Genomic DNA, 13,082 nt, shown 5'->3' with positions numbered 1-13,082 from the left:
CTGCCCTGTCACATCACGCCGAAGTATCGGCACATCGCGACAGCGAGCGGTGTCTATCGAAGGAAGCGCCTGCAGCCATCATTACGCGCATCATCCACGGCAAATCTAACGGGGAATATAAGCCTCCGGGGTCGTGACCGCATCCTTGAACACGCCGGCGTTAGAGGAGACGACATAGATCGGCGCCGGAGACAGTTTGAGGCTCGCCACGCCGTCGCGATACGGCTGGCTCGATGCGTTGCCCATCATGTCGAACACCGTGACGTCGCCTGACGCGCCGGGTGCATCGACCCGCAGACGATAGTCCGCACTCTGGCTCGCGCTGAAGCCGGTTTTGGCATTCCATGCGTCGTTATCATGCGTCCACAGTGCGGTGACGATCTTGCCGCCGCCGAGCCGGCGGAATGCATACGCGTAGACGCCTTTGGGCAAACCCTTGAGTGGCCCGAGCGTATCCGTTCCGTCGATGATCCGCGTCATCGCCGCCACGGCGAGCGCGGCAGGCTTGGGGCTGATGCGGACGGCGCCGTAGGCGCCGTCCGGATGATCGAGTTCAAAGAAGAGGCCGTAGCCGGGCGCGGCGTCCGGCATGTCCGCAAGGTAGAACACGTAGGTCATGTCCGCGCCTTCCCCGAGCAGGATGAGATGCGTGCGCGCGACGACCGCGGCCTGTGCGTACAGCACGTTCGCGCCCGGATAGTTCTTGCCGTACGCCTGCCCGATGTCGTAGCTGATACCGGTTTCGGTGACGAACAGCGGCGCGCCGGGTTTCAGGTACTGACGCATCTCATGGCGCAGCGCGCGCATCGCGGCAGGCAGCGCGCCTGGCACCGTGCCAGGATTTCCTGGGTCGGCGACGCGCTCGGGGGGATGCGACGGTGTCGTGCCGATGTCGTAATAACCGTGAATGGTCATGCCGTCCATATAGCGGCCGATGCCGAGCGGACCGAGCCGGCGCATCCACGTGACGTTGGCCTGCACCGACGCGTACGTCAGACCCATCACCACGGCATGCGGGTCCGTCTGATGAATGCCCTCCCACACGGCCTTATACATCGCGATGAAATTCGCGTCGGAGTCGCGCCAGGGCAGGCCGCCATCGGCGTCCGGTTCCCATGTCACCTGATAGTAGTTGTCGCGCTGTTTGGGGAAGTAGGTCGTCCGCGTACGGTTGGACTCGGCGCCAACCTTGGCCATGTAGTCTTTCATTTGCGCGAGCGAAGTTGGTGCATAGCTGTGCGTCTCTTTGCCGGTCGGGCTGGCCCACTGAGGAATGCCGTCGAGCTGGATCAAACGCATGATGTCGCCGCGCCGGAAATAAGGGAGCAACTGTTTGCTCGCGGGATCGAACGTGCCCGAGTTTTTTGGCTCTTCCATGTACCAGTTGCGGTTGTCGTTGGCCCACGAAAGGCCAAGCGCCGTATAGACCGGCCGGTAGCCGTCGCCGTCGCAGCAATGCTGTCCGGGCGCAAGATAGGCCGTGCCCTGTCCGCCGAATCGATGCAGGTCTTCGTAGGGAAAGCGTACGGCTGGTAAAGCAGTGGACGTGTCGGGCAGTATGCCAAAGGTGGCGATGCCCGCAGGACGTGTACCGCGCGATTCTAGTTGACCGTGCGCGCGTTCCAGCGAAGCGGAGACGGCGAAGTAGCCGGCAACGCTCGACGCGCAACTGAGCGTCGATAGCGTGGCGCCCGCCGCAACGGGGAAACGTCCGCTGGCGCGCACGGCATTCCAGCCGTCGCGGATCTGCCAGTTGAGCGTGTCGTTTTGCGTCGGACGTGTTGTGAAGACGAGCGCGAACGGCTTCTCTACTGCGAACAGGCGCGTGCCGTCGCTCGGCGTGTCGGCTTCCAGCAGGTCGCCGTTCGCGGCCGCGCGCACCTGTGAAGAGGGCGCAGCGCAACGCAGCCCCTGCCCGGGCGGCGCCTTCAATGCAGTGGGTACGGCGGCTGCCGATTCCGGCGCGGTGTCTTTGTTATCCGAGGCAGCCTTCGCTGCTGTGCCTGCATCGGCTACGGAGATCGCGGTGGCCGCAACCGCACAGCGCTTCTCCACTCCGGGTGCCGGATCGCCAAACACACCGTTGTTGCAATCGGCACTGTTCGAGAACGTCTTTACGACATGCTGTTCTGCTGTGCCGTACAGCACGTCACGCGTGCCGCTGAAGCGGCAAGTGCCGTATTCCGCTGCGCACGGTGTCCACTTTCTGCCGTCGACTGTCAGATCGGCACTGCTCGCGCTATCAGAGCCGGCTGAAGCCCCCGCCGCGCTGCACGGCGAGGTCGCGAAGCCCAGCAGGATAAATGCCGCCGTCGAGGCAGCGGCGCGCAGCACTAATCTGTGAGCGGCAAAGGTGCTGGCTGGTGTTCGCCGTGCGCGATATTCCCGTACATTCGACATGCGGTTCCCGTGTCGTTCGACGTACATGTTCCGGCGACAACGCGTCGCTGAATTGCTAGTTGACCAGGCCAGACCCGCCTCAGGCTACCTCGTATCGCAATCTGTTGCGGAAACCGCATAGGCCATTTCCGCAATTCGATGGCGGAATCGCACCGGCTCTCATCCGACAGAATCCGCCATTGGCCCGTCTATTGCCGGGCGAACTAAAAGTGTCTTATTGCTGTGTTTCACGTTTGAAACATTAATCGTTCTGTTTATATTCTCGCGATCCAATAACAACGAATTAAATAATTTTGCTACGTGCGAAATTGATTATATTGGTAACTGCTTTTCATATCCTGGCTCGCCGGATATATCGTCAGAAGAAAGTCCTGCTGGAATCCATTAGAACAATGGCTGGTGCAAGTAAGGCGGCTGCCCTCATTCTGACAACGTGACAGGAAGAAGTCACTTCAAATCCACGGAACGGCGGCCGGATCAAATTGAAACTCAAGCATTTCGAGTGGCGATTGTATGTGCGCCAACCCACAAAAAATCGTATTAATCTGTATTGAAATTCGCGAAACGTAAATTCATTCATATGCAGAATCGGTATTTAATTCTTTGAAGAAATGGTAGTGGAACAATTGTTCCGGGAATAACTGGCCGGCCACCATATCGAAACGCCAACATGTCTGCACTTTCGGTCATGGCGGCTAAACGCTTGATTGCGGATGGCTATGATGCACTGCACAGAGCATTCCTCTGTGTGGGCGTTCAAGGTTTAAAAGTAGATCCGTTTTCTGGTGAGAGAGGATGACTATGACCTGCGCGAGTCTCGAGTCTGCAATGTTGCGCTGGGTGCACGCACCGAATAAGGGAATGCGGCGCATCGCAATACTGATGTTCAACGACTGCTCGCTGCAGGGCGCGGGCGTGGTTGCCGAAGTATTCCAGGCTGCGAACGAACTGGCATCGTCCGGTTCGGGCGGCTGGTTGTATGACGTTTCCTTCCTGTCCGCCGACGGCGGCATGGTGACCTCGTCATCGGCGCTGCGGGTCTGGACAGACGGACTCGACGCGCGGCATTACGGCGGCTTCGACGCGTTGTATGTCGCCGGTGGCAAAGGCGCATTCGCCGCATCCGGCGACGAGCGGCTGATCGCCTGGTTACGGCGCGTTCGCCGCAATACCGGCATGATCCGGCCGATCGCGGAAGGGCGCGCGCTGCTCGAGGCGGCCTATGTGCCGGATGGCAGGGATGGCAGCGATTTCCACCAGCAGCAGCCGATGTCATCGCGCCAGACTGAGCAGAACGGCGATGCGGGTGACCGGCTCGAATCGATGAGAAGCGCGCTCGCCATGATCAAGCGCGATCTCGGCGGTGCGGCCGCTCGCACAGTGGCCGAGCGCCTGCTCGCCGATTCATGCTCGAACCTCGCACCGCTGCTTGGCGAAGACGGCGGTTTGAGCCCTGGCGACAAAGTGCGCGCGGCGGCTCGCTGGCTGCAAGAGAATTGTCAGCAGTCGATTTCGATCGCCGACGCGGCTCAGTTTGCCGCGATGAGCGAGCGCAACTTCCTGCGCCGCTTCAAGATGGAAATGGGTATCACGCCCTCGAGTTTCCTGTTGCATGAGCGCCTTGCGGTGACCTGCAGCCTGCTGACCGAATCCGAATTGCCGGTGGACAAGATTGCCCGGCGCACCGGCATGGGTAACGGTGACCGTCTCGCAAAGGTCTTTCGCAAACGGATGAGAATTTCCCCGACAGAGTTCCGGATTCAAAGCCGCCGTATGGTCGGCGGATAGCGTACGCCGCGAGCCGGCTGAGCGCGCTCGCTACGCAATATTTTCGTGCAGTACTTCGGTAAGTATTTCGTCGACTTCAGAAAACTGTAAGGAATGCGAATATGTTGACCAAGGGAACTGTGAGCGCCGCATCGGTGAACCCGGACAGCGCGAGCGCCGGGACAGCCGGTGCGCATTGCGCGCGCATCGTTCCGGTCATTCTTGCCGGTGGCTCGGGCACGCGGCTGTGGCCGGTGTCGCGTGAAAACTATCCCAAGCAACTGATCGACGTCGTCGGCTCCGACTCGCTGCTGCAGGCAACCGCGCGACGGATGGACGGTTTTCCCGCCGGCTGGAACGTGGACGTGTCGCCGATCATCGTGTGCGGCGAAGAACACCGGTTTGTGATTGCCGAGCAGCTTCTTGAAAACGGCGTGGACGCGCGTCTGATCGTTGAGCCTGCGCGGCGCGATACGGCGCCGGCTTTGACGCTCGCGGCGTCGCTCGCATGCGCGAACGGCGACGACCCGATTCTCGTTGTGATGCCGGCGGACCATTCGATTGCGGATGTGCCCGCGCTGCAAGGCGCGCTGGAACGTGCCGCGAGATACGCGGAACGAGGCTCGATCGCCACGCTGGGCGTGCCGCCCACGCGCCCGGATACGGGCTTCGGTTATATCCGCATCGGCGGGCAATTGCCTGATGGCGGCCATGAGATCGACGGTTTTGTCGAGAAGCCGGCCGAGGAAATCGCCGCGCAGTACGTCGCGGCGGGCACGTACTGGTGGAACGCCGGGATCTTTGTCGTGCGGGCGCGTGTGTGGCTCGATACGCTGAAACGTCTGCAGCCCGAGATGCACGCGGCCTGCGAACACGCTTTCGCGAACGGCTGCTCCGAAGGCACGTATTTCCGTCCGCTGGTGGACGCTTTCCTGAGTTCGCCTGCGGACTCGATCGACTATGCGGTGATGGAGCGTCTTACTGACGCGGACAACGTGGGTGACGCGGGCGACCCGAGCGCCACGGGCGAGACGCCCGCGACCCCCGGCGCGGACCCGCAAGTGATCGGCGCGAATCCGTCCGGCGTTGTCGTGCGGCTCGACGCGGGCTGGTCGGATCTCGGTTCCTGGGACGCCGTCTGGGCTGCGATGGAGAAGGACGCCAACGGTAACGCCGGGCGCGGCCGCGTGACGTTCGAAGGCGCGGTGTCGAGCTACGCGCATTCCGAAGGCCGGCTCGTCGCCTGTGTCGGCACGACTAATGTGGTGGTGGTCGAAACGGCAGACGCCGTGCTGGTGGTCGACCGTTCGCATGTGCAGGACGTCAAGGGCCTGGTGTCCCGCATCAAGGCGCAGCACGCTCCCGAGGCCGATGCGCATCGCAAGGTGCGCCGCCCATGGGGTTTCTACGATTCCATCGATCGCGGCGAACGCTTCCAGGTGAAGCGCATCGTCGTCACGCCGGGCGCGAAGCTCTCGCTGCAACTCCATCACCACCGTGCCGAACACTGGGTTGTCGTGCGCGGCACGGCACTCGTCACGCGCGGTGAAGAACAGTTCCTGCTAAGCGAAAACGAATCGACCTACATCCCGCTCGGCACACGTCACCGGCTCGAGAACCCTGGGAAAGTGCCGCTCGAAATCATTGAAATCCAGTCAGGCACCTATCTCGGTGAAGACGACATTGTGAGGTTCAACGACAACTACGGGCGCTGCTCCTAACCGCGTGCCCGGAATCATTTGCGGAAAAAGAACGAACGGCAAGAACGAGGTAAGCAAAATGCGCAAGTTTCAGGATTTGCTCGCGCGAGTTTTCGACGTCGCGTTGGTGCTCGCGGGGGCGGCGGTGGCGTCGCAGATCCGCTTCGATTACCTCGCTCAATCCGGGTTCTATTGGGCGCTCGTGATGTTTTCCGCCGCCTTTGCGCTGGCTATCTTTCCCGCGTTCGGCGTTTACGAATCATGGCGCGGCCGCTCCAAGCTCTCGCTGGCCGGGCAGGTGTCGCTCGCGTGGCTGATGGTGCAGGGCAGTGCGCTTGTGCTGATGTATTCGCTGCACCGTATCGACTTCGTGTCGCGGCTGTGGTTCTCGTACTGGACTGCCGTGACGGGCGGCCTGCTGATCGCTTACCGGCTGATCACGCATGCGGTGCTCGCGCGTGCGCGTAGTGCCGGCCTGAATCTGCATCAGGTCGCGATCGTCGGCAGCGGCTCGCAATGCGACGCCATCATCCGCCGGATCGATTCGGCGCCCGGCACAGGCTTTCGCGCCACGGCCGTCTACAACACGCGCCCGGACGTGTCTGCTGTGACCAGCGCGCGGGTGCCCGTGTGCGATACGGTGGATGCGCTTGCGGACTACATTCGAAGCAACGATGTGCACGAGCTTTGGCTCATGTTGTCGCTTGCCGAAGAGCCCCTGATCTGCAAGCTGATCAGCGAGTTTCGCGACGATCTGGTGAATATTCGCTTCATGCCGGACGTGCGCAGCATTGCATTGTTCGATGGCAGCGGTGTGATCGATCTGCTCGGCGTGCCGGCGATCAACCTCGTCGCGTCACCCCTGTCGGCCAGTTCGATGCTGAAGAAGGAAATCTTCGACCGCCTGTTCGCCGCTACGGCGTTGATCGGTCTTGCACCGATTCTGCTCGGCATTGCCGTCGCGGTGAAGCTCTCGTCGCGCGGCCCGGTTCTCTTCAAGCAGAAGCGTAAAGGCGCGGATGGCCGCGTCTTCACGATCTACAAGTTCCGCTCGATGCGATTGCATATCGAGCAAAAAGGCACGCTCAGGCAAGCGACGCGCAACGATGCGCGCGTCACGCGAGTCGGCGCATTTCTGCGCCGCACGAGCCTCGACGAACTGCCTCAGTTCTTCAACGTGTTGCGTGGCGACATGTCGGTCGTCGGACCGCGTCCCCATGCACTCGAGCATGACGACCTCTATCAGAAAGTGGTCGCCGGCTACATCAATCGCTATCGGATCAAGCCGGGCATTACGGGCTGGGCGCAGATCAACGGCTTTCGTGGCGAAACCGACCGCATCGAGAAGATGGAGCGTCGCGTCGAACATGACCTGTACTACCTGGGGCATTGGTCGTTCGCGCTCGATATGCGGATTATCGGCGCGACGATCGTTGCCGGACTGGTGCATCGAAACGCTTACTAAGTAGTTAACAAGCACGCTAGGCGCTCCCTCCCCCGAGGACAGTTTCCTGGCACAAGGAGGAAACACCATGAGCTCGCTTGGTATACGCACGGGAAGTCTCGTGATTTTCACTGTTACAGCACTGACAACACTGCTATCCGGCTGCGGGATCGTACCGGGCCAGCAGATGATTACGCCAGCCGCGATTCAGGACACGGGTGGGGATTACAGCACTGAAGCATCGCAGCAACAGCAGATACCGATTACCGATATCAACCTCGCGCTGCTGCGCAAGATGAACGCGGCGCAGACGTCGATGACGCTGCCGCCGGAGACGACCGCGTTGTTCGGCAAACCGGCGGCTTACAAGGTCGGTCCTGGCGACGTGCTGCAGATCGTCGTGTGGGACCACCCTGAACTCGCCGCCGCGCTCGGCCAGCCCGCGCAGAACGCGAAGACGTCGGACGCCGCGCCCGGTTTTCTGATCGACGAAAACGGCGACGTGCAATTCCCGTACGCGGGCACGGTGCATGTGGCTGGCAAAGATGTTGCGTCGATCCAGAAGGAACTGCACAGGCGTCTAAGCAACGTGTACCAGAAGCCTGAAGTGACGGTGCGGGTGGCTTCGTTCCGGGCGGCACAGATCTATATCGACGGCGAAGTGCGCACGCCAGGCGCCCAGTCGCTCAACGACATTCCAATGACGTTGACGAGTGCGATCAACCAGGGCGGCGGCTTCAGCGCGAACGCGGACCGCAGCCGTGTGGACCTGATCCGCAACGGCGTCACCTATCCGCTCAACGTGGACGATCTGATCAAGCGCGGCCGCAATCCTTCGGATATTTACCTGCAACCGGGCGACATGGTGCGTGTGGCGTCGCGTGAAGACAGCGGCGTGTATGTGATGGGCGAGGTCAACAAGCCCGCGACCATCATGCCGATGCGTAACGGCTCGCTGACGCTTTCACAGGCGATTTCCGACAGCGGCAGCTTCGACTCGAACACGGCGGCGGCCAGACAGTTGTTCGTGATCCGCAATTCGACAAGTGCCTCACCGCAGGTCTACCACCTCGATGCGACCTCGCCGGTGTCCATGATCCTTGCCAATCAGTTCGAGCTTCAGCCGAAAGACGTCGTGTATGTCGGGCAAGGCGGTCTGGTTCGCTTCAACCGTGTGCTGAACCTGCTGCTGCCGGCGATCAATGCGGCTGTGACGGGTGCCGTTCTTGCGAAATAACAACCGTGCAACGTGACCTTGAACCGCCGGGCTTTGTTGGGTGAAGAAAATGGCAATTAACTTCGAAAACCGCTATACCGATGTGTCCGGACCGGACGAGCTGCATCTGTCGGACTATCTGCGCACGATCGTGAGGGGCTGGCGCACGATCGCGATGGTGACGTTGATCGCACTTGCGCTGGGGTGCGCGTATGCCTTCCTCGCCCCGCCGACGTATCGCGCGGACGTGCTGTTCCACGTTGAGGACAAGACGGCGAACGCCAACGGGAACGGCAAGGATTCCTTGCCGCCGCTCACCGGCATGTTCGACACCAAGCCATCGACGGCGGCCGAGATCGAGTTGCTGAAGTCGCGTCTCGTCACCGAGGAAACGGTCAAGAACCTGCATCTCGACATTTCAGCGTCGCCGCGCACCATACCGCTGATCGGTGGGATGATCGCCGGCCTGGTGAATGGGCAATGGGGTTTCAAGTTGCCGTCGTTCATCAATCTGTCGGGCTACGCATGGGGTGACGAGAGCATTGCCGTGTCGCGCTTCGATACGTCGAAGGATTTCTACGACACGAGCTTCACGCTGATTGCGGGTGACGCAGGTTCGTACGTGCTGCGCGACAAGAACGGTATCGCGATTCTCTCCGGACATGTTGGCGAGACCGTGGAAACCGACACTGCCGACGGCCCGATCGCGTTGCACGTCGATAAGCTGGTCGGTGCACCCGGCTCGCGTTTCGAGCTGCAGCGGGCCTCGACGCTGGGCACCGTGGACCGCTTGCAAAAGGCGCTCGTGGTTGCGGAGACCACGCTGCAGTCCGGCGTGATTCGCACGAGTCTCGAAGGCGGCGACCCTGCGCTGACCGCAGCGATCGTCAATAGCATGGCGCGCGAGTTCGTGCGCCAGGATGTGGAAAGCCGCTCGACCGAAGCGGAGCACATGCTGGCCTTCCTCGATCAGCAACTGCCCGGCTTGCGCAAGGAACTCGACGACGCCGAGCAACGCTATAACAAATTCCGCAATGCGCACGGTACGGTCGATCTCGGTGAAGAAAGCCGCCTGCTGCTCCAGCAGGTCGTCGACAACAAGACCAAGCTGCTCGATCTGCAGCAGCAACGCGCGGAGATGTCGCAGCGTTTCACGGCGAATCACCCGGCGGTAGCTGCTCTCGATGCACAGATCGCTGCGTTGCAAGGTGCGGCGGCCAGCATGAACCGCAGCGTCGCCGTGATGCCGGATACCGAGCAGACCGCATTGCGTCTGCTGCGCGACGTGCACGTCGATACGGAGCTCTATACCAATCTGCTGAATAGCGCGCAGCAACTCCGGGTGGCGAAAGCCGGCCAGGTGGGCAACGTGCGGGTGGTGGACTTCGCCGAAACGCCTGACGAACCGGTGCGTCCGAAGCGCGTGCTGGCGATCCTGATCGCGCTCGGCGGCGGCTTGCTGATCGGCATCATGCTGACCTTCTTCAAGCGCGCGATGTACGGTGGCGTGGAACGTCCGGACGAACTCGAAGCGGTGCTCGGCGTACCGGTGTTCGCGATCGTGCCGCGCAGCCAGACGCAGTTGCGTTTGCAGGAAAACGTCATGCTGCGCCGTCGCGGGCTTCACGTGCTCGCACAGCAGGCGCCGGAAGATATCGCCGTGGAAGGCGTGCGCAATCTGCGGACCTCGCTGCAACTATCGCTCGATCACGCCGAGAACAACATCGTGATGATCACGGGTTCGCGGCCCGACACCGGCAAGTCGTTCCTGTCGGTGAATCTGGCGGCGCTGGTGGCGTCGGCGAACAAGCGGGTGCTGATTATCGACGGCGATATGCGGCGCGGCGATGTTCATTCGCATTTCGGCATCGGTCATCAGCCGGGGCTCTCGGACGTGCTGAGCGGCGGCGATCTCGCGGCGATGATCCAGCGCGATGTGCTGCCTGGACTCGACGTGCTCGCCAAGGGCACGCTGCCCTCGCATCCGTCTGAATTGCTGATGAGCAAACGTTTCGAAACGATGCTCGACGAATTGAAATCGCACTACGACATCGTGATCGTCGACACGCCGCCGGTGCTCGCCGTCACCGATTCGACGGTGATCGGCAAGTACGCCGCCACGACGCTGCTGGTGGTGCGCCACGGCCGCCATCCGCTGAACGAGATCGCCGAGACGGCCAAGCGGCTGCTCAACGGCGGCGTATCGCTCAGAGGTGTCTTGCTCACCGATGTGCCGCAGGAAGGTGCCTTCCTCGGTTCGGGCTATCAAGGCGGTTATTACGGATACGACAGCATCGCCGGTTGAGGTGGCGGCTCCATGACGGGGCCGGTCACCTGATCGTGCTGGTGCGCTGGCATTGAAGATTAACGAGGGGGAAAGTTCCATGAAACGCAAGGTCGCGCTGATCACCGGCATCACTGGACAGGACGGGTCGTATCTCGCCGAGCTGCTGCTCGGCAAGGATTACGACGTACATGGCATCAAACGCAGGTCATCGCTGTTCAATACAGACCGGATCGATCATCTCTATCGCGATCCACACGACCCGGATCAGCGACTCTTTCTGCATCATGCCGACCTGACCGACTCGACCAGCATTCTGCGCGTGATACAGCGTGTGGAGCCGGACGAGATCTACAACCTCGCGGCACAGAGCCACGTGGCGGTTTCGTTCGAGGAACCGGAATACACGGCTAATGCGGACGGGCTCGGCGCCCTGCGGATTCTCGAAGCGATCCGGATTCTGGGGCTTCAGCACAAGACGCGTTTCTATCAGGCATCGACCTCGGAGCTGTACGGCCTTGTGCAACAGATTCCGCAGTCGGAAACCACACCGTTCTATCCGCGCAGCCCGTATGCGGTCGCCAAGCTGTTTGCGTACTGGACCACGGTTAATTATCGCGAAGCCTACGGGCTCTATGCCTGCAACGGGATTCTGTTCAATCACGAATCGCCGGTGCGCGGCGAGACCTTTGTAACGCGCAAGATCACGCGCGCGGTGGCGCGCATTGCGGTGGGCATGCAGAAAATACTGTATCTCGGCAATCTGTCGGCGCTGCGCGATTGGGGCCATGCGCGCGACTACGTGGAGATGCAATGGCGCATGCTGCAACAGGAGCAACCGGAGGATTACGTCATCGCCACCGGCGTGCAGTACAGCGTGCGTGACTTTGTCCGGCATGCCGCGGCCGAACTGGGTGTCACCGTGCGTTTCGAAGGCACCGGTGTGGATGAAATCGGCGTCGTCGAGAAGGTGGAAGGGCGCGAGGTCAAGATGTCGCCCGGCGATGTGATCGTGCGCGTCGACCCGCGCTATTTCCGGCCGGCCGAAGTCGAGACGTTGCTGGGCGACCCGTCGAAAGCTCATGCCAGGCTCGGCTGGCAGCCGACCACGCCGTTCAGCGCGCTCGTCAAGGAAATGGTGCGGGCGGATTATCAGATTGCACGACGTGACGCACTTGTCACGCTGGCTGGTTTCACGGCGTTGGAACATCACGAGTAACGGCGATGAACAAACAAGCACGCATCTTTGTTGCGGGCCACCGTGGCATGGTGGGCTCCGCGCTGGTCCGGCGGCTGAATGCCGAGGGTTACCACAATGTCGTCACGCGTTCGAGGGCGGAGGTCGACCTGACGGATCAGGCCGCGGTGAACGGTTTCTTCGAGCGGGAAAAGATCGACGTGGTGCTGCTCGCGGCCGCACGCGTGGGCGGCATTCTCGCCAATGCGTCGCAGCCGGGTGAGTTCATCTATGAAAACCTGGTGATCGAAACCAACGTGATTCATGCCGCGTATCGCGCGCAAGTCGAGCGGCTGGTGTTCTTCGGTTCGTCATGCATTTATCCGAAGCAGTGCCCGCAGCCGATCCGTGAGGAGTATCTGCTGACCTCGCCGCTCGAGTCGACCAACGACGCCTATGCGATTGCGAAGATCGCCGGTCTCAAGCTGTGCGAGGCGTACAACCGCGAGTACAACACACAGTACGTCTCGTTGATGCCGACCAATCTGTATGGCCCTAACGACAACTACGACCTGAACAGCAGCCATGTTTTGCCGGCTCTGCTGCGCAAGGCACACGAAGCGAAGGTGAACGGCTCCGCAACCTTGACGGTGTGGGGATCGGGCACGCCGCGCCGCGAGTTTCTGCATGTCGACGATCTCGCCGCGGCAACGCTGTTCGTGCTCGAGCACAACGTGACCGAAGGTCTGTTCAACGTCGGGATCGGTGAGGACCTGTCGATTCGCGAGCTGGCCGAATGCATCTGCAAGGTGGCCGGTTTCGAGGGTGAGCTCGTATTCGACGCGTCCAAACCCGACGGCACGCCGCGTAAGTTGCTCGACGTATCGCGGCTCGCGCAAATGGGTTGGCACGCGACTACTGGCCTCGAGGAGGGCATCGCGTCCACGTATCGGGAATTCGTTGAATTACACGCCGGCTCGACCTCGGTCGCCGCCCTGCATGCGTAGGCGTGCACTGAAGGGCCGTTGAGCGCGGTTCTGGAATTGAGGGGATGCGTGGGGCGTTTGCGCGCGAGTGACGTGCAACGCACACAG

9 protein-coding genes are annotated in these 13,082 nt (G+C 61.5%); 8 read left to right on the top strand and 1 reads right to left on the bottom strand.

The annotated features are described in order from the left end of the window. Positions 1-105: 105 nt before the first annotated feature. The gene (locus tag ACUN0E_RS38280) at positions 106-2,400 is read right to left on the bottom strand and encodes a hypothetical protein (protein ID WP_445569883.1); all 2,295 of its coding nucleotides are present in this window, start codon (positions 2,398-2,400) and stop codon (positions 106-108) included. 670 nt (positions 2,401-3,070) lie between these two features. Here ACUN0E_RS38280 and ACUN0E_RS38275 point away from each other — a divergent pair. The 8 genes from ACUN0E_RS38275 (at position 3,071) to ACUN0E_RS38240 (ending at position 12,995) form a co-directional block, all read left to right on the top strand. Next, a complete protein-coding gene (locus tag ACUN0E_RS38275; RefSeq protein WP_445569882.1) occupies positions 3,071-3,199 on the top strand; it encodes a hypothetical protein in 129 nt (42 codons plus the stop codon). Between the two features lie 2 nt (positions 3,200-3,201). Beyond that, complete coding sequence (locus ACUN0E_RS38270) at positions 3,202-4,188, top strand: GlxA family transcriptional regulator (RefSeq protein ID WP_408225950.1); 987 nt, start codon at positions 3,202-3,204, stop codon at positions 4,186-4,188. Positions 4,189-4,289: 101 nt separating this feature from the next. Next, entirely contained in the window at positions 4,290-5,888 is a 1,599-nt protein-coding gene (locus ACUN0E_RS38265; RefSeq protein ID WP_445569881.1) for a sugar phosphate nucleotidyltransferase, read from the top strand. Between the two features lie 58 nt (positions 5,889-5,946). Beyond that, entirely contained in the window at positions 5,947-7,332 is a 1,386-nt protein-coding gene (locus ACUN0E_RS38260; RefSeq protein WP_408390649.1) for an undecaprenyl-phosphate glucose phosphotransferase, read from the top strand. 67 nt (positions 7,333-7,399) lie between these two features. After that, positions 7,400-8,548, top strand: a complete 1,149-nt coding sequence (locus tag ACUN0E_RS38255; RefSeq protein WP_408225635.1) for a polysaccharide biosynthesis/export family protein — start codon at positions 7,400-7,402, stop codon at positions 8,546-8,548. 49 nt (positions 8,549-8,597) lie between these two features. Continuing rightward, positions 8,598-10,832, top strand: a complete 2,235-nt coding sequence (locus tag ACUN0E_RS38250) for a polysaccharide biosynthesis tyrosine autokinase (RefSeq protein WP_408333042.1) — start codon at positions 8,598-8,600, stop codon at positions 10,830-10,832. Between the two features lie 79 nt (positions 10,833-10,911). Next, the gene (gene gmd / locus ACUN0E_RS38245) at positions 10,912-12,030 is read left to right on the top strand and encodes a GDP-mannose 4,6-dehydratase (protein ID WP_408225641.1); all 1,119 of its coding nucleotides are present in this window, start codon (positions 10,912-10,914) and stop codon (positions 12,028-12,030) included. 5 nt (positions 12,031-12,035) lie between these two features. Continuing rightward, complete coding sequence (locus ACUN0E_RS38240) at positions 12,036-12,995, top strand: GDP-L-fucose synthase family protein (RefSeq protein WP_445569880.1); 960 nt, start codon at positions 12,036-12,038, stop codon at positions 12,993-12,995. The last annotated feature ends 87 nt before the right edge of the window (positions 12,996-13,082 follow it).

Source organism: Paraburkholderia sp. D1E, from assembly GCF_052682275.1.
The sequence above is the reverse complement of the archived record's forward strand: the minus strand, read 5'-3'. Positions and strand labels throughout refer to the sequence as shown.